Origin of the sequence: uncultured Dialister sp. (assembly GCF_900538805.1) — a bacterium.
Classification (GTDB): Bacteria; Bacillota; Negativicutes; order Veillonellales; family Dialisteraceae; genus Dialister.
Window position 1 is genome coordinate 1 of record NZ_UPZP01000045.1, and the last position, 16,326, is coordinate 16,326.

At 54.6% G+C, this 16,326-nt stretch carries 18 protein-coding genes; 5 read left to right on the forward strand and 13 right to left on the reverse strand.

The window, feature by feature from the left end:
- Positions 1 to 580 precede the first annotated feature (580 nt).
- Positions 581 to 1,207 carry an NAD(P)-dependent oxidoreductase gene (locus QZQ29_RS05470; protein WP_296960809.1) on the reverse strand — a complete coding sequence of 209 codons (627 nt, stop codon included), beginning with the start codon at positions 1,205 to 1,207 and terminating at the stop codon, positions 581 to 583.
- 159 nt (positions 1,208 to 1,366) lie between these two features.
- Positions 1,367 to 1,699 (reverse strand): helix-turn-helix domain-containing protein, encoded by a 333-nt coding sequence (locus QZQ29_RS05475; protein ID WP_296960812.1) that lies wholly within the window; start codon positions 1,697 to 1,699, stop codon positions 1,367 to 1,369.
- Positions 1,700 to 2,187: 488 nt separating this feature from the next.
- Between QZQ29_RS05475 and ygiD the strand changes: the two genes are divergently transcribed.
- Together ygiD and QZQ29_RS05485 are read left to right on the forward strand one after the other, a co-directional pair.
- Positions 2,188 to 2,982 carry a 4,5-DOPA dioxygenase extradiol gene (ygiD, locus tag QZQ29_RS05480; RefSeq protein ID WP_296960814.1) on the forward strand — a complete coding sequence of 265 codons (795 nt, stop codon included), beginning with the start codon at positions 2,188 to 2,190 and terminating at the stop codon, positions 2,980 to 2,982.
- Between the two features lies 1 nt (position 2,983).
- Entirely contained in the window at positions 2,984 to 4,096 is a 1,113-nt protein-coding gene (locus QZQ29_RS05485) for an MBL fold metallo-hydrolase (protein ID WP_296960817.1), read from the forward strand.
- A 714-nt stretch (positions 4,097 to 4,810) separates the two neighbouring features.
- Here the strand turns inward: QZQ29_RS05485 and QZQ29_RS05490 are convergent.
- The 11 genes from QZQ29_RS05490 to QZQ29_RS05540 all read right to left on the reverse strand — a co-directional run bounded on the left by QZQ29_RS05490 (position 4,811) and on the right by QZQ29_RS05540 (position 12,536).
- The gene (locus QZQ29_RS05490) at positions 4,811 to 5,806 is read right to left on the reverse strand and encodes an ATP-dependent 6-phosphofructokinase (protein WP_296960820.1); all 996 of its coding nucleotides are present in this window, start codon (positions 5,804 to 5,806) and stop codon (positions 4,811 to 4,813) included.
- Positions 5,807 to 6,241: 435 nt separating this feature from the next.
- On the reverse strand, positions 6,242 to 6,784 hold the full coding sequence (locus QZQ29_RS05495; protein ID WP_296960824.1) for a shikimate kinase: 543 nt from the start codon (positions 6,782 to 6,784) through the stop codon (positions 6,242 to 6,244).
- Entirely contained in the window at positions 6,711 to 7,268 is a 558-nt protein-coding gene (locus QZQ29_RS05500; RefSeq protein WP_296960827.1) for a hypothetical protein, read from the reverse strand. Before QZQ29_RS05500 ends, QZQ29_RS05495 begins: the two co-directional genes overlap by 74 nt.
- The gene (locus QZQ29_RS05505; RefSeq protein WP_296960830.1) at positions 7,243 to 8,667 is read right to left on the reverse strand and encodes a PilN domain-containing protein; all 1,425 of its coding nucleotides are present in this window, start codon (positions 8,665 to 8,667) and stop codon (positions 7,243 to 7,245) included. Before QZQ29_RS05505 ends, QZQ29_RS05500 begins: the two co-directional genes overlap by 26 nt.
- A complete protein-coding gene (locus QZQ29_RS05510; protein WP_296960833.1) occupies positions 8,630 to 9,040 on the reverse strand; it encodes a hypothetical protein in 411 nt (136 codons plus the stop codon). The genes QZQ29_RS05505 and QZQ29_RS05510 overlap by 38 nt, the downstream gene beginning before the upstream one ends.
- Entirely contained in the window at positions 9,033 to 9,599 is a 567-nt protein-coding gene (locus QZQ29_RS05515; protein WP_296960835.1) for a hypothetical protein, read from the reverse strand. Before QZQ29_RS05515 ends, QZQ29_RS05510 begins: the two co-directional genes overlap by 8 nt.
- Entirely contained in the window at positions 9,596 to 9,961 is a 366-nt protein-coding gene (locus QZQ29_RS05520; protein WP_296960838.1) for a hypothetical protein, read from the reverse strand. The genes QZQ29_RS05515 and QZQ29_RS05520 overlap by 4 nt, the downstream gene beginning before the upstream one ends.
- A gap of 253 nt (positions 9,962 to 10,214) precedes the next feature.
- Complete coding sequence (locus tag QZQ29_RS05525) at positions 10,215 to 10,697, reverse strand: hypothetical protein (RefSeq protein WP_296960841.1); 483 nt, start codon at positions 10,695 to 10,697, stop codon at positions 10,215 to 10,217.
- Positions 10,642 to 11,223 carry a prepilin peptidase gene (locus tag QZQ29_RS05530; RefSeq protein ID WP_296960843.1) on the reverse strand — a complete coding sequence of 194 codons (582 nt, stop codon included), beginning with the start codon at positions 11,221 to 11,223 and terminating at the stop codon, positions 10,642 to 10,644. The genes QZQ29_RS05525 and QZQ29_RS05530 overlap by 56 nt, the downstream gene beginning before the upstream one ends.
- A gap of 138 nt (positions 11,224 to 11,361) precedes the next feature.
- Entirely contained in the window at positions 11,362 to 11,730 is a 369-nt protein-coding gene (locus tag QZQ29_RS05535; protein ID WP_296960845.1) for a prepilin-type N-terminal cleavage/methylation domain-containing protein, read from the reverse strand.
- Positions 11,731 to 11,804: 74 nt separating this feature from the next.
- A complete protein-coding gene (locus tag QZQ29_RS05540; RefSeq protein ID WP_296960848.1) occupies positions 11,805 to 12,536 on the reverse strand; it encodes a LytTR family DNA-binding domain-containing protein in 732 nt (243 codons plus the stop codon).
- 605 nt (positions 12,537 to 13,141) lie between these two features.
- Here QZQ29_RS05540 and larA point away from each other — a divergent pair.
- From larA to QZQ29_RS05555, 3 genes are all read left to right on the forward strand, one after another.
- A complete protein-coding gene (gene larA / locus QZQ29_RS05545; protein ID WP_296960850.1) occupies positions 13,142 to 14,446 on the forward strand; it encodes a nickel-dependent lactate racemase in 1,305 nt (434 codons plus the stop codon).
- Between the two features lie 156 nt (positions 14,447 to 14,602).
- On the forward strand, positions 14,603 to 15,553 hold the full coding sequence (locus QZQ29_RS05550) for a magnesium transporter CorA family protein (protein WP_296960852.1): 951 nt from the start codon (positions 14,603 to 14,605) through the stop codon (positions 15,551 to 15,553).
- Positions 15,554 to 16,112: 559 nt separating this feature from the next.
- Positions 16,113 to 16,326 (forward strand): hypothetical protein (locus QZQ29_RS05555; protein WP_296960855.1); only part of this gene is annotated, 214 nt, incomplete at its 3' end.

Genomic DNA, 16,326 nt, shown 5'->3' on the forward strand with positions numbered 1-16,326 from the left:
TTAAGGAGTCCCATGACGAAGCAGTGCATAAAAATTCTTATAAAAGCAGACTCTATGAATTAATCAGTGCTTCCCTAATGTGTGAGCATAGCCTGCACACAAAGTAAACACCTTAATGCACGGCCAGCAGGCGGCACCGTTAGGGAAACGCTGATTAAATCGTTATCGGATTACATTCTTGCATTTTTATTCAATGCAAGGAATCAGTCGACGCGAATAGCGAGCTATTTAAAGAGACCGATGAGGTCGATTGGATAAAAATACATATGAAATTCGATTCTGCGAATGAATCAGCACTTTCTTAGGAACGATGAGTGCAGCCCCCTTCGCGAATGGAAGCGCTGCCGCCAGGCAGCATATATATTGGCGCCGGCAGGCGCCTACCCCGCCAGCGCAGCGATACTACATAACTCCCGAGGGCAGAGCCCTCAGAACCAGTCCGGGAGGCGAAGCCGATTCCGGACAGAACCCTGGCAGCCCAGGGCCATCAGGCCCGGCGGCTGCCTCAACCCTCGCCCGCGCAAGCGGGCGTTAACCTTCGGGATAACAGGAAAGCCGAACAACTGCCTCTACGCCCCCCTTACTTTCTCACGCTGATTCTTTCACCGATGTGATTTCCTTTTTCCGCTTCATCCACCAGGGCAATGGCGTAGTCGGCGTAGGAAATATAGCTTTCTCCTTTTTCATTGGCAGTGAATTCTTCTCCTGCCAGGACGTAGGAGCCGGTGCGCTTTCCTTCGGCATCGAATTCCGCTGCCGGGCTGATGTAGGTCCATTTCACATCATTCCTCTTCCTGAGTTCATCCAGTGCCTTCCCCATGCCATTGGCCACAGGAAGGTATTCCTTCGGGAAATCGGGGGTTTCGGACAGCTTCATGGTATGGGTCTTGTCGGTGTAAAGGCTGCCGGCACCGCCTACCACCAGAAGGCGGGTGCTTGTGCCGGAAAGAATATCTGCCAGGTGATTCAGTGTGACACTGTGGAGATTCATTTTCGTCTCATCCCATACGCCGAAGGCGTCTACTACCACATCAAAGTCTTTCAGGTCATCCTTTGTAAGGTCCATGATATCCTTCTGAATGACTTTTTTCGCTTCCGTCTTATTTGCACTGCGGACGATGGCGGTGACATCCATGCCTCGGTCCAGGGCTTCCTTTACAATCAGTCTTCCTTCTTTGCCGTTTGCTGCAATAACTCCGATTTTCATATTGGTAATCTCCTTTTCAAAAATACTCCATCGAATAGATGTAATTTCTTTCATTACATGTATGATAGCGCGGTTCCTTTGTAACGTCAATAGTAACATCTAATTTTTATCAAAAAAAATCACAGCCCCTTTCCGGCTGTGCTTTTTTCTTTATTTTACTTATATCCTGTTTTCCTTCAAAAACTCTATGTACTCCTCGCCCCACACCTGGATGCTGTCAAGCACCGGTGCGAATCTTCTGCCCATGGCGGTGAGGGAATACTCCACCCTCGGCGGCACCTCGGGATACACGGTGCGGTGCACCAGCCCTTCCTTTTCCATATATTTCAGCTGGGACGACAACGTGGCATGGGTGATTTGGATGTCCCGCTCCAGTTCGTTAAATCGTTTCGTGCCTTCGCTCAAGGCATGCAGGATCAGGATGGCCCACTTTCCCTGCAGCAGCTTCTGGGCTGTCACAAAGGGGCAGACACCGAATAAATTATTTTCCATGATTCCCTCCCATTACGCAAGTTCTTCATACCAGCTCAAGGAAAATATCCTTCTTGTCAGTTATTTTATACCAGTCATATAATGAAAGCAAGTATAAAAAGTATACTGTATGGGGCCGCGGAGCGGCCCGGGTTCATGGACACGCCCTTTGGGCGTGAGGGTTCAGAGGGTTCAGAAGGTTCAGAAGGTTCAAAGGGTTCAGAGGGGGTGGTATCGCCCTGGCGGGCGATGAGTATATAGCCGCCTGTCGGCGGCATATAAAACTCCCTCTGAACCAGCCCGCTCTGCGGGCGGAACCCATCGTTCGGCGCGAAGCGCACGAACGATAGAACCCGGGCGCCGAAGGCACCTGAACCCTCTTGTTTTCGGGATTGCAGTCCAAAGTCGGCGGTCAGCGAACAGCCGACAGCGGACAGCCGTATCATCCCACCAGCACACTAGTACACTAGTACACTAGTCCACCAGCTCACTACCAAGGAGATGATTTCATGAAAAAAATGCCTGTTATTTTTGCGGGACATGGGAGTCCCATGATTGCTTTGGAGAAGAACGACCTCACCCGCACCTTTAATGAAATAGGGAAGAAAGTCATGGATGACTTCGGCCGGCCAAAGGCCATTCTGTCCCTGTCTGCTCACTGGTTCACCAAGGGAAGCCATGTGGAGTCCAGTCCTTCGCCCCAGCAGATTTATGATATGTACGGATTTCCTAAAGAATTATACGAGGTAAAGTATGAGCCCAAGGGCTTTCGCCCCCTTACGGAACGGGTGCTGTCTCTCCTGCCCTTTGCCGACGTGAACGATGACTGGGGCATCGACCACGGCACCTGGACCGTGCTGACCCACATGTTTCCGGACGCTTCCATTCCGGTGGTGCAGCTTTCCATTGACGGAAAAATTTCTCCGAAGGCTTCCTATGAAATCGGAAAAGCCCTCTCTCCTCTTCGGGAAGAGGGGTACCTGATTTTCGGCAGCGGAAATATTGTGCACAACCTGTACAAGGTGGAATGGGAAAATAAAGGCGGCTCTCCGGCAGCAGACCGGTTCGACGCATATATCACCGAAGCCGTAAGCCGGCGGGATGATGAAAAGGTCATACACTACGAAGACCATGATGACGCTGCCTACGCCGCTCCCACGGCGGACCATTTCCTGCCCCTTCTCTACACCCTGGGCGCATCGGAAGGAGAGGTGCCCTTTGTTTTCAACCGGGTGAGAAACCTGGGTTCCATTTCCATGACCGGCTATGCCTTCGGTCTGTCTCTTTTCAAAGGAGGAAACTAAGATGTCCCTTGCATTCCATGTGTACCATCCCGGCGCCAAAGCCATTTTCGACGTCACTTCCACCCTCATTACCGGCGAAAAGGACGCCTTCCTGGTGGACGCCCAGTTCCAGAAGCAGTATGCAGAGGAACTGGCAGCGCGTATCAAAGAAAGCGGGAAGGAGCTGAAGGTAATTTATATTTCCCACTTCGACCCGGACTACTACTTCGGGCTGGATGTACTGGCCCACGCCTTCCCGAAGGCCCGCATCCTTTCCACCGCCCAGACTGCCTGGATGATTTCCGCCAGCATGGACGACAAGCTCACCGTCTGGAAAAAGGCGCTGGGCGAAGACGCACCGTCCCGTTTCATCCTGCCGGAAGCAGTGAAAGAACTGCCGCCTCTGGAAGGGGAAGAAATCAGAATCGTCACCTGCCCTGACGATGAAATGCACAGCTTCCTCTATGTGCCTTCTGAAAAGACGGTACTTGGCGGCGTATCCCTGGCAGAAGACAGCCACCCCTGGATGGCGGACACCAAGGGCTTGGACGAGCTGGACAAATGGATTCGCCAGGTGGAAACCATGGCCTCCCTTGCTCCGGAAAAGGTCATTGCCAGCCACCATTACAGCGATGAGAAGAAGGGAAATCCATCCATCCTTTCCTGCACCCTGGAATACCTCAAATACTACCGGGAAGCCCTGGCCAGCGGGAAGACGGCAGACGCCATCGTCTCCCTGATGAGTGAAAAATATCCCACCCTTACCGGAAAGGACACCCTTGCCTTCGGCGCCCGGGTCATCACCGGCGTAGAGCCCTGGGTAAGGAAAGACCTGTACCCCGGCATCGGACACCACGTCATTATGGACTTCTCCCCCGCCGCTGTTTTCGATGTGGAATTCAAGGATAACAAAACCTTAACCTTCACCCAGACCGAAGGAGAAAACAAGGGCTACACCGACACCATGCCCTTCACCGCCGTGGAAATCGCGCCTCACGTGTACATGGTGCACTGGCAGGAAAATGCAGGCATCGCCGTGGTTCATGTGCAGAACTGGAACACCCTGGAAGTGTGGACCAATATTTACGTTCCCGGACAGCCGGGACTTCATATGAAGGGGAGAATGAGGCTGTAATTATAGAAGGGGGGCGGCTTCGCCGTAGGTTGTGTAGAAAGGTTGTGAGGGGAAAGGTTCTTAAGATGGACCGGCCCTATGGGCCGGAGGGTTCTTAGGTTTGACGGCCCTTTGGGCCGAGGGTTGTGGTATCGCCGCTTTGCGGCGATGAGTATATATGCCGCCTGTCGGCGGCAGGGAGAAAACCTTTACAACCAGACTTCACCCGGCGGAAAACAAGCAAACCTCGCTCCGCTGCTGTCATAATCTCAAATTAACGCCACTGACCAGCACCCATAGTGCCCCCTGAATAGAGGGTGGCAAAGGAACTGGATTCGTAGGGAGCCATAGGCGACTAAGAATCCAGTGACATGCTTCCCACCTGGGGCAAGGTGGTTTCGCCAGCCATCAAAAGGAGTTGTAGGGAGACAGCATTTATATTGCGCCCGGCAGGGCGCCACCACAACCCTCAGCGGCAAAGCCGCTGTCAAACCTAAGAACCCTCGGGGCGAAAGCCCCGTCAATCTTAAGAACCTTTTCCCTCCCCTCTGAACCAGCCCGCTCTGTGGGCGGAACCCATCGGTCAGTGCGTCAGCACATGACCGATAGAACCCGGGCGCCAAAGGCGCCTGAACCCTTCCTGCTCGGCGGTAAGCGGACAGCGGAAAGCCGACAGCCCTCCACTGTCCCACCATCCCATAAAAAAGAGCACCGGCCTGCGCCGGTGCTCTTTTTTTATAATCCCGTTTCACGGATATCCCCGTTATTCTGGGCAGCTCCCAGCATGACGGATAATTCGTAGAGTTTCTGTTTGAACGGTTCCTTTTCCTTTTTGGCCTCTTCATAGGAAATGATGCGTACCTCGCCTCTGTGCATGCCTGCCAGGGCGCCTGTTTCTCCTTCCAGTATGGCCTTCACCGCCGCTGCCCCCAGGGTGGAACCCAGGATGCCGTCTCTGGCGGTGGGCTGGCCGCCGCGCTGGATGAAGCCCAGGATGGTGGTGCAGATGTCGATGTCTGTCCGTTCTGTGAGCCAGTCGCAGAGGGCCCTGCCGTCGTCGGCACCTTCGGCGCAGATGATGATGCTGTTTGTCCTGCCCGCTTCCATCTGGAGTTTCAAACTTCTGGCCAGTTTTTCCCGGCTGAAAGGTACTTCCGGTACCAGGATGTATTCGGCGCCGGAAGCAAGGCCTGCGTCCAGAGCGATATTTCCTGCAAACCGGCCCATCACTTCGATAATGGCCGCCCGGTTATGGGCAGAGGCGGTGTCCCGGATGCGGCTCACCGCAGATACCACGGCGTTCACTGCGGTGTCATGGCCTATGGTTTCGTCGGTGCCGTGCATGTCGTTGTCAATGGTTCCCGGCAGGGTGACGGTGGGCATGCCCAGACGGGACAGCTTTTCCGCCCCCTGGATGGATCCGTCGCCGCCGATGACGATGAGCCCGCCAATGCCCCGCTTCCGGAGAATGTCCGCCGCCTTCTTCTGGTTTTCTTCTTCAAAGAAGGCCTTGCACCGGGCGGTCTTCAGCATGGTGCCGCCGTGGAGCACGATGCCGCTGACGGAGGAGGAGTTCATGGAAATCATGTCATCTTCCAGAAGGCCTGCATAGCCCCGATAGATGCCATATATTTCCTTACCCCAGTACAGTGCCGTCCGCACCACGCTGCGAACGGCCGCATTCATGCCCGGCGCGTCGCCGCCACTGGTTAGAACTGCCAATTTGTCCATAGTATCCCTCCTTTATATAGGTAGAGTCATGATTCGCTTCTGAACTGTATTCCCGTAAGCAAGTGGGTTCAGACGGTTCAAAGGGTTCAGAGGAGAAGGTTGACGGGACCTGCGGCCCCGAGGGTTCTTAAGGTTCTAAAGTTTGACAGCTGCTGCGTAGCTGAGGGTTGTGGTCTCGCCATTGGACACGCCTGCGGCGTGAGGGTTCAGAGGGTTCAGAAGGTTCAAAGGGTTCAGAGGGGAAGGTATCGCCCTTCGGGCGATGAGTATATAGCCGCCTGTCGGCGGCATATAAAACTCCCCTCTGAACCAGCCCGCTCTGTGGGCGGAACCCATCGTCCGGCGCGAAGCGCACGGACGATAGAACCCGGGCGCCAAAGGCGCCTGAACCCACTCGTCTTCGGGAATACCGGTAAGCACCGCCATTGACTCCCCCTATTTCCTCCGTTCCGCGAAGGTGACGTGGTGCTGGTCGATATACCGGGCTATGAGGAGGGCCGTCTGCTCGGGGTGGCAGTTGGTGGTATTGATGACCAGGTCCACCCGGTCCCTCCACTTGGCCCATTTCCGGAGCATCTGCCGTACGTAGCCGTCTACGTCGGAGTAGTCCATGGTGGGCCTTTTGCCGATGCGGCGGCGCACCCGTTCCGCCAGGCGGAAGGGGCGGGCGTAGAGGAGGATCATAAGGCCGTATTCGGAGAGGAGGTGGAATTTCTCCTCCGTCATGGGATAGTTCCCGCCCATGGCTATCACCGCTTCGTGGTAGTAGCGCACATGGTTAATGACCTGCATTTCCTTTTCCGCAAAGGCTTCGGGCCCCGCTTCTTTATAGATATCTGCTATTTTCTTTCCGTTTTCACGCTCCATCATCCGGTCCGTATCCGCCAGCTGCCATTCCAGTCCGTCAGAGAGTATCTTCGCCGCCCGGCTCTTGCCTGTGCCCATGGGACCGATGAGGACTATATTTCTCTTTTTCATAGGTACCTCGGATTTGGAATGTCTGAACCTCCATTTCATAGGCCAGCCCCTTTGGCGACCGTTTCAGTTCTTTAAGGTTCACGGCACTCCATCTTTCTTTGCCTTTTATTATATCAAAGGTTTGCACGATTTGTGCATAGGTACCGGTGCCGGAAATATGAAAAATGTGAAATATTCCTTTGTCCCCTTCCTTTTCTTCTTCAGAAACAGTGTCCACTTGAAGGCCTCCTTCCTCCACCGCCGCCAGGACGGAGGCCGGGGAGGTGGCAGGGAAGAGGCTTTCCAGGAAGGGGAGGCAGGAGCGGCGGGCCGGGGCTTTGGCAAAGATTTCCACCTGCCTGTTTTCCTGTTCCAGACTTTGGGCGATGCTCTCCTTTTCCAGGGCCATGAGCTTCAGATAGCCGCCGGAAAGGAGAAAGAAAAGGGAGAGAAGCAGGAAGGTCCTTCCGTATTTCCTGTCATTTCCCAGCTTTTTCCAGTCCATGGTCTCCTCCTTTCAGGGAAATGGTGAAATCCACCAGTCCCGTCACCGGATCCGCCTTTCTCTTCCCATTCTGCGCCGGGCTGCCCCAGGAGGCGGAAAAGGAATTCCGGAAGAAGTTGAGCCGCTCCGTTGACTGGGCGGTGCCGCGGATATGCAGCACGTCGCCGTCCTGGCGGATGGAGGAAAGCACAATGCCCGCCGGCACCGTTTCTCCCAGAAGAACCAGCTTTTTCTCCCATTGTCCGTCCCTTTTTTCCAGTTCTTCCAGAAGCGCAGCCAGTTCCCTTTCCCTGGCTGCCTCCCGCCTTGCCTCCACCAGCTGCGCCTTCTGGGGCTTCAGTCTTCCCTCCTCCTGCCGAAGGGCGGAAAGGCGGTTTTCCGTAGAAAGGAAATCGCCCCCTGCCATCAGGAAGAAAAGAAGGGACAGCAGGCAGAATCCCTGGGCGGCCCGAAGGGTCCTGTTTTCTTTGGTCAGGAAGGACGGCCCCTTTTCCGTAAGCGGCAGATGGAGACGCCCTTTAGGGAGATGGCGGAAAAGGACCTCCATATCCGGCCAGCCGCCCGGTTCGGAGAGGAAATTGTCCTCCAGGGTGATGCTATCTGCCGGAAAATCATCTCCCCTGGAAGATTCTATTTCCTCCTTCATCCGTCCTTTCCAGAAGGCCGCCTCTTCCCTGCCGCAGTCCGCCAGGGGGAGGAAGAAACAGGCTGCCATTTTGCTATTGAAATTGGAAAGACAGCGTTTCATAAAGAGGGCGCCCTTCCCCGTTTCCTCCTTCCTCAGTATGCGGCTCCGCAAAAGCCGGTCCTTCCGGAAAATCAGGATGGCCGACCGTTTCCGTCCATACAGGATGAAATGGGGCGCATCGGACAGGGGCACCGCCGTCACCGGCAGGGCCTCTCCTATATGGCAGCCGGCAAGAGCGGCGCCCTTTTCCCACAGCCCGAGAGTATCCCTTTTCACCGCTTCCACATGTACTTCCCAGCCCAGGGGCGTGTGGGAGGTGATTTCCCACCCCAGGGCCATGGGCTCTTCCGTACGGAAGATACGGTCCTCCTCCCAGTACATGGTTTCTTCCATTTCCTCCTCCGTCATGGCAGGGTACTTCCTGTTTTCCAGCCGAAGATCCGGGAAATTGACCAGAAGGAGGATTTCCTTCCGCCTCATACCCTGTCCTTCCAGTGCCTGAAAGGCGGCGGCAAGGCCCTTTCCCGTCAATTCCTCTACCGGCTCCGAAGCGGTGCGGAGGAACCGCCCCTCCTGCAGATCCGCCGCCCACAGTCTTCCCTCCAGCAGGACGCAGACCATGGAGGGATGGCGAAAGGCCTGCCACCGCTGATAGAGAGGATGGGCGGTGATTTTATTTATCCATTCTATATGGTTCACTATATGGTTCACTTCTGATATCCTCCACCGTTATCAACGCCTTTCCATCCTTTTCTTCCATTCTGTATGTGATGTTCACGTACCGCCGGTAATCCCGATTTCCATCCTCCGCCTGGGACAGGATGTTTCCGTCTTTCGGGAAAGATACCATCACCGTCCTGCCGCTTATGGTAAAGGAAGTCCCCTCCCTCCTGCCCCGGGAGCGGGAAGAAAGGGCCCAGTTGGCGCCGCTTTCCGCTGCATACACGGAAGCAAGGCCCTTCCGGTATCGGATGACGGACTCCCGGCTCCGCCCCTGGTAGAACACAAATCCCACAGACACCGTGAGAAGGGCGGTCATGAAGAGAAGGAGGGAGAGTGCCAGACTTCCTTTCCGCCTATTCATAGACCTTCCCCTTTCCGTAGAAATCGGCGTAGGGAATCACCGATGTTTCAAAATCCCTGTCCATCCTCTTCATCTGGTGGTGCATGGTAAAGGAAATGACCACCGGCCCGCCGCCTTCCTGATGAAAAAGGGATTTCTTCCCCGGCAGGAAAGCATAGGCCTCAGGGCCTGTGTATTCGCCGGTTATGGGTTGGATGCGGTCATTGTAAAGCTGGAGCTTCAGCTTCTCCCGATCCACGAAGAAACGATAGGTGACATCGATTTCCTTGTTCATGACAGCCCGGCAATCATGGGTACCATCGGTTTTCTGATTGATGACACCCCAGTAATCATAGGCATTCCCCTTCACCTCTCCTGCCATGGACTTCCTGTTATTCCTGATTTTCTCCACCATGAAATCCATGGCAAAGAGTCCGGTCTCCGAAAGTTTCGTCCCCACCCTGCCCCTTTCCATGGCAGTAAGCCACTCCCCCGTCAGCGGCGCCATCATCACCGCCAGGGCGGACAGGAGGAAAAGAGCCATCAGTGCATCCATGAGGAGCATTCCCTTCCTTCTCATGTCCTGTCCTCCACTAACGTCTCCAAAGCGAAGCCATCGCTTCCCTGCCCCTTCACCAGGCAGCGGACGCGCACCATGGGCACCTCCTGCAGCAGTTCCTTCTGCCGCCGGATGTTTACGTCATAAACCTTCCCGTTCCTTGTCACCTGACCGGAAGAAGGCATGGCTCCCTTCCCGAAACGAAGAAAATATTTCGCCCGCTCCATCACATCCTGCGCAATGAGCGCCTCATCCAGCTCCGCCTCCCCCTTTCCCTCAAAATCAAGGGCCGTATGAAGGGTGAAGGCCATACCGGAAATCAAGATTCCCCCAGCCGCCAGGGCCGTCACCGCCCAGAGAAGAAGAAAGCCTTTCCGTTTCATAGGACCTCCTTATGGAAATAAAGGGTTCAGAGGGTTCAGAGGGTGGTGGTGGCGCCCTGCGGGGCGCAAGTTTATATGCCGCTTCGCGGCAGTGCTGCCGCAGGCAGCATATATAACTCCCTTCTGAACCAGCCCGGAAGGCGAAGCCGATTCCGGGCCGAACCCGGGCCACCCAGGGCCGGCAAGCCCGATGGCGGCCTGCACCCTCTGAACCCACTTGCGCCCGGGAATACCTCCCAGCAGCCTCATGCCTCTAATTCACCCTCACCCTTCCGGTGTACATGGCCACGGTAATCTCCTTTTTATGCTTACCATCCTTTGTGGTAAGAACAGCGGCATAGGTCTTTCCATCTCCTGCAAAATCCTTGCGGAAAGAAAGTTCCAGTTTCCCCGACAGGCGGACCGAGGCAGGCAGCTTTCCCTCCGGCTCCATCCGATTCACGCCCCGCCGGGTGTAGTAGGTGGCGCCGCCTCCCGTATCGGGCAGGCAGTAGAAATAATAGGTGTTGGACGTATTTCCATAGCGGCCGGTGTCGTTTTTGGAAAGCACCTGCACCTGCCGGATGGCGGCTGCCAGTGTTTCCACCGCCATGTCCAGTTCCTTTTCCTCCTGCCAGGACCGGATGGCAGGAAAGGTGATGGCCCCTGCCAGGGACACCAGGAGAAGGATAACCAGAGCCTCAACTAAAAGGAAACCAGGGCGGCGGGAACATCCCCCATATTTCCTGCCATCCATAGGCCATCACCCCTCCCATGGCAATAAAAGGGCCGAACCGCACTTCTTCGTGAATGCTTCGTCTGCCGGCAAGGAGAGGAATGGCAAGCAAGAGCAGCGCCGAGAGAGCAGAAAGCCAGACAAAGAGCAGCGCCGCAAAGGGGGAAAACCAGAAGGCGGCGCCGGTGGAAAGGACCAGGTCCCCGGTGCCCATGGATTTCCTGGAAATCAGGTACAGCGCCATATATATGGCCAAAACAAGGGCGGCAGATAGAAAACTTTCCACTGCCCCCTGCCGCCGGAAAGCGGTCATGAGTCCCGTCACCGCCAGAAGGACACTCCAGCCGTCAGAAATACAGCCGGTACGCCAGTCCTCCAGCGCCGGCAGTACCAGAAGCAGCGCAAAAAGGGCGGGAGAAAGGAAGGACACCCCCTTCATGAGCAGGTATCCATACCAAAGGATGAGTCCTGCCCAGAGAAAGAGCCATTTCCTGTCCCACCAAAGCCGGTCCCAGAAAACCATTCCTTCCGCTCCTGCCTTTTTCATAGTGCCTCCATGGTCCGCTATCCGCCAGCCGCTTACCGCCTTCCGTCGACCAGCTTCATCAAGTCCATAAGAACCCGCCCGCCAAAGGCGGGCAGAACCCTCTGAACCTTCTGAACCCGGAGCGGCCCTGCCGCTCCATTAAGTGGTCGTTCCAAAGGAAGAGTAGGTCTTTCCTTTGAACGACGCCACCACTTCCCCCTTATCCTTCAGTTCATAGGTCACCGACTTATCCGGCGGCTCCGGCAGCTTTTTCAGATAGCCCTCATCTCCGCTTCCCACCAAGCTGTCCAAAGTAGCGGGATAGGCCCCTTTCTTCACGTAGTACACCTCTGCCGCCGTGCCCATGGTGGACAGATCCGACTGGATCCTTGCCACCTTGGCCTCATCGGTAAGACCCGTCAGGTTCGGCACCGCCATGGCCGCCAGCACGCCGATAATAGCCACCACAATGACAAGCTCCAGAATCATGAATCCCTTTCTTTTTCTTCTCTTTCTGTGTTCCGTCATGATAAAACTCCCTATAAAGAAAAATTTGGAATCATTCTGTATAAAAAGACCATCCGGCATGCCCGCTGCTACTCTCAATCCTCCTCTCCCATATAGCGGGCCAGCTGTAATTTGAATTCCTCATATTTCCTCTTGGCCACAGGAAGAATCCTGCCGCTCCTCAGCACCACCCGGTCCTGCTTCATTTCCGATACTTCATCGCCGTTGACCAGCACGCCCCGGCAGGGAGAAATAAAAAGAAAGGGCGAAGCGTCCATGAGCTTTTCCTTCATCTGACCCATGCGGCCCCGCACCTCCAGCTGCCGGCCGTCGGTAAGACAGAGCACCTGATGATGGTCATCACTCACCACCGCCTCCAGGGTAGACAAATCCACCAGCGCCTCTCCCTCTGCCATTTTAAACATCATTTTCCTGTGATAATCCCGCTCCACGAAAGCAAACCCGCGAGCCAGTCCCTCCTCCGCCGCCTTTTCCGACAGCGGCGTCTTTAGATAATGAACTGCACCCATGCGAAAAGCGTCCATGCAGTAGCCTTCGGTGGCAGACAAAAAGACCAGAGACGGCCTCTCCGGCATCCTCCGAAGGGCCGCTGCCGTATCCACCGCATTCATACCCCGCACCGACGTATCCAGGAAAATAATTTCAAAAAGCTTCTTCCGGTTTTCCAACTCCTGCAGAAACACGTAGCTGTTCTCATAGGCCGTGAAACTCAAAGCAAGGCCCCGGCTCACCATGAACTCACCGCACACCTTCCTGATGACCCCCACCGTATCAGGCTGGTCACTCACCACTGCCACATGAACCATAGACTCCACCTCCCCAGAAAACTCCCCGGAATAGGAAAAGGCTGTCAAAATCCTGATAAAACTGAATCTTTATGAAATTAAATCTTATGAATGAATCCATATTTTCTTAACGAACGTGTTTCTTTCATTATCATATAATTTTTCATATGAGTCCAATAGAAAAGAATCATTATAGATGAAATTAAATTGCGTTTACAGCATAGTCGAATGCTTTATCTGTATGGGAAGTATTGTCATAAAGCACATGGGTGCCACGTCCCACTGTCATTTCGAGCGAAGCGAAGCGGAGTCGAGGAATCTCAGGTCGGTATGACACACAGTGGTACCATGCCGGACAGGAAACTATTCGCAAACAGTTTCCTATTGAACTGAAACACAATGTCCCCACGTCGAACAGGAAACCTTTCGCAAACACTTTCCTACTCAGATGAAGCACATCAGCCCCATGCCGCACAAGAAACCTTCGTCCCATAACATTTTTAGCCTGCTATGACTTTTTGGAAATATAGCCATCCTATAGTAGTGCTATAATAAAAGTTAACTACCAAAATCATATTTCCCTGCCGGCAGCCCTTTCATGCCGGACCAGCAAAGGAGGAGTCTTTATGGCATTAAAAGAATTTGAATTCGGCTTCGGCCGCGGAACGCAGAAAGTGAGCCTGCCGGAAGAACATATCCTGGACGTACTGGAAGGAAACCCCACCCCTGCCTGTGACGTAAAGGAAGCCACCCTGGAATGCATGCGCCACCCCATCGGAACCAAGCCCCTGCAGGAAATCGTTTCCAAGGGAGACAAGGTCTGCATCGTCTGCGCCGACGTCACCCGTATCTGGAACCACTCTGACCAGTTCGTTATCCACGTGGTGAACGAACTGAACCTGGCCGGCGTTCCGGACGAAGACATCTGCATCCTCTTTGCCCAGGGCACCCACAGGGAACAGACACCGGAAGAAGACATTATGGTGGTAGGCGAAGAACTGACCAAACGGGTAAAACTCTACCAGCACCACTGCATGAACAAGGACGAACTGGTCCACGTAGGCGACACCAGCCGCGGCACCCCCGTATGGATTAATAAACACGCCGTGGAAGCGGACAAAGTCATCGTCATCGACGGCATTACCACCCACCTCTTTGCGGGCTACGGCGGCGGCAGGAAACTGATTCTCCCCGGCGTGGCAGGAGACGACACCATCCAGATCAACCACTGCCATGCGCTGGGCGAAAAATTCGGCAGCGGCATCAACCCCAAAACCCGCTCCACCCTTCTCGATGACAACCCCGTTTCCGATGACATGCAGGAAGCCAGCGACATGATTAAACCATGCTTCCTGGTTCACTCCATCATCAACTCCGAAGGAAAAATCTGCGCCATGGTAGGCGGCGACCCCTACAAAGCCTGGCTGGAAGGCACCAAAATCGTCTACCGCATCCAGAAAGTCCCCTTCAAGGCAAAATGTGACGTAGCCTTCGCCTGCGCCGGCGGCTATCCCAAGGACGTATCCCTCTACCAGGGCTGCAAATGCTACGACCCCTCCGACGTGGTCACCAAAGAAGGCGGCATCATCATCGCCATCATGGAAGCCAGCGACCTTTACGAACCGCCGGCCTACATGGGCAGCTTCAAGTACGACACCGAAGAAGAAATGGAAAAAGCACTGCGCCACCATTTCACCATCCCCTTCTTCGTAGCCTTCAACCTCTTCTGCATGACTCACCGCTACCACATCATCCTGGTCACCAAACCGGAAAACTTCGAGGCCATCAAAAAGACCAACCAGACCCCGGTGGCCACCGTGGAAGAAGCCTGGCAGCTGGCACAGAAAATCCTGAAAGACGAAGGCAAAGACGACTACACCATCACCGTCATGCCCCACTGCGCCGCCATCGTCCCCTACCTGAAAGGCTGATAATAAGGGAAATCAAAATCCGGAATAAAAAAGCAGGATACCCCGCAGGCATCCTGCTTTTTCGCTGTCCGCCATTCCCATAAAAGCACGGTTTTTCATTGACAGAACCGCCATTTCTGACTATAGTAAAATGTGTAAATAAGAAAGGGGGACGCCATGCTTCGAGCTTACAAACATAATGAAAACCACATACTCTGCGAGGTACCGCTGGAGCAGCTGGAAAAAGGCTCCTGGATCAACTGCGCCGCCCCCGATACGGCGGAACTGACCAAACTTAACGAACTCACCGGCATTCCCGTAGACTCCCTGCAGACCGCACTGGATAGAGAAGAACGGTCCCACGTGGAACTGGAAGACGACTACATCTTCGTCGTTGTCAATACGCCGGTGGTCCTGGAAACAGACGCCTACGACGCCCTGCCGCTGGGCATTTTCATTACCCGCCAGTTCTTCGTCACCGTATGCCTGGAAACAAACACAGTAATCCAGAAATTTCTGAATAACTCCTTCACCTCCTTCCAGACCTACAAGAAAACCCGTTTCCTCTTCCAGATCCTCTCCCAGGCCTCCTCATCCTTCCTGTTCTACCTGCAGCAGATTTACAAACAAACCGACGTCATCGAAACCCAGGTCCGGAAATCCCTGCAGAACAAAGAACTCTTCCGCATGCTGGAACTGCAGAAATCCCTGACCTACTTCAACTTCGCCCTTCACGCCAATGAAAACGTGATGGAGCGCCTCATGCGCCTCAGGAACAGTCCCCTCCACTCCCTCCTCAAAATGTACGAAGAAGACGAAGACCTCCTGGAAGACGTAATCATCGAAAACAAGCAGGCATTGGAAATGGCGGAAATCTATACCAACATTCTTATGTCCATGATGGACTCCTTCTCCTCCATCATCTCCAACCGCCTGTCCCAGATCATGAAATTCTTAACCTCCGTCACCATTATCCTGGCCATTCCCACCTTGATATTCAGCCTCTGGGGCATCAACGTCCCCGTCCCCTGGGCCGACGCCCCCCTGGGCTTCATCGAAGTCATCCTCATAGGCGTCCTGGTCACCATGGTGGCCACCTTCGTCCTGTGGAAAAAGGATATGCTGTAAATGGAAAAAACCGGCTTTTGCCGGTTTTTTAATTGGCGCCCCTTTGAAATCGGGGTTCAGAAGGGGAAGGTGCCCAGCCCCTGCGGGGCTGGAGATTATGGCCGCCTGCGGCGGCGGGTTGTGTAGAAGGGGGCGACGGGCCTTGGTATCGCCGCTTCGCGGCGATAAGTATAAAGTCAGCGTTACGGGATTTGCATTTGTGACACCAGCGGTACATGCCGATGAGCCATAGCCTCCTTCCACAGGCAGAAATCCTGCAACATTTCTGAGCCGAGCTAATATGTGAGCATAGCCTGCACAAAAAGCGAACACCTTAAAACCCGGCCGTCGGTGGCGCCGTAGGCGACGGAGGAACAGCGTCAGTTCTATTAACCAAAATACGGACCTATCCTCAGCCCTATCGGGCAGCTCCTTCCTGAGGAAGGAGCCTACGTTACGTGCCTTGCCTTTCCGCCCTCATCGTCATTCTGAGCCGAAGGCGAAGAATCTCGGTACGCGAAGCATATGAGAGAAATGCTGTTAAATACCAGTCGGCGGGAAGGAACCGCTGGATGTAGAGATGAGTGCTATCGGCTTCCGGCTTCTGGCTGCCGGCTGGTTCCAGCTGGATACCTTTGGATTCATCAGGAGAAATAGCATTACGGTGATGAGCGGCCTTCGGCCGCTTTTCCCCCTTTGGTGCCTGCGGCACCACCTTTCTCCTAAAGGGAAGCATGTCACTGGATTCTCAGTCGCCTACGGCTCCCTACGAATCCAGTTCCTTTGCCACCCCG

Excerpts from the sequence above, each read along its gene's own strand:
- QZQ29_RS05495 (WP_296960824.1), bottom strand. The coding sequence starts at position 6,784 with ATGAAAAAGAGAAATATAGTCCTCATCGGTCCCATGGGCACAGGCAAG.
- QZQ29_RS05500 (WP_296960827.1), bottom strand. The coding sequence starts at position 7,268 with ATGGACTGGAAAAAGCTGGGAAATGACAGGAAATACGGAAGGACCTTC.
- QZQ29_RS05510 (WP_296960833.1), bottom strand. The coding sequence starts at position 9,040 with ATGAATAGGCGGAAAGGAAGTCTGGCACTCTCCCTCCTTCTCTTCATG.
- QZQ29_RS05515 (WP_296960835.1), bottom strand. The coding sequence starts at position 9,599 with ATGAGAAGGAAGGGAATGCTCCTCATGGATGCACTGATGGCTCTTTTC.
- larA (WP_296960850.1), top strand. The coding sequence starts at position 13,142 with ATGGCATTAAAAGAATTTGAATTCGGCTTCGGCCGCGGAACGCAGAAA.
- QZQ29_RS05485 (WP_296960817.1), top strand. The coding sequence starts at position 2,984 with ATGTCCCTTGCATTCCATGTGTACCATCCCGGCGCCAAAGCCATTTTC.
- QZQ29_RS05525 (WP_296960841.1), bottom strand. The coding sequence starts at position 10,697 with ATGGATGGCAGGAAATATGGGGGATGTTCCCGCCGCCCTGGTTTCCTT.
- QZQ29_RS05540 (WP_296960848.1), bottom strand. The coding sequence starts at position 12,536 with ATGGTTCATGTGGCAGTGGTGAGTGACCAGCCTGATACGGTGGGGGTC.
- QZQ29_RS05530 (WP_296960843.1), bottom strand. The coding sequence starts at position 11,223 with ATGAAAAAGGCAGGAGCGGAAGGAATGGTTTTCTGGGACCGGCTTTGG.
- QZQ29_RS05475 (WP_296960812.1), bottom strand. The coding sequence starts at position 1,699 with ATGGAAAATAATTTATTCGGTGTCTGCCCCTTTGTGACAGCCCAGAAG.
- QZQ29_RS05535 (WP_296960845.1), bottom strand. The coding sequence starts at position 11,730 with ATGACGGAACACAGAAAGAGAAGAAAAAGAAAGGGATTCATGATTCTG.
- ygiD (WP_296960814.1), top strand. The coding sequence starts at position 2,188 with ATGAAAAAAATGCCTGTTATTTTTGCGGGACATGGGAGTCCCATGATT.
- QZQ29_RS05490 (WP_296960820.1), bottom strand. The coding sequence starts at position 5,806 with ATGGACAAATTGGCAGTTCTAACCAGTGGCGGCGACGCGCCGGGCATG.
- QZQ29_RS05470 (WP_296960809.1), bottom strand. The coding sequence starts at position 1,207 with ATGAAAATCGGAGTTATTGCAGCAAACGGCAAAGAAGGAAGACTGATT.
- QZQ29_RS05550 (WP_296960852.1), top strand. The coding sequence starts at position 14,603 with ATGCTTCGAGCTTACAAACATAATGAAAACCACATACTCTGCGAGGTA.
- QZQ29_RS05520 (WP_296960838.1), bottom strand. The coding sequence starts at position 9,961 with ATGAAACGGAAAGGCTTTCTTCTTCTCTGGGCGGTGACGGCCCTGGCG.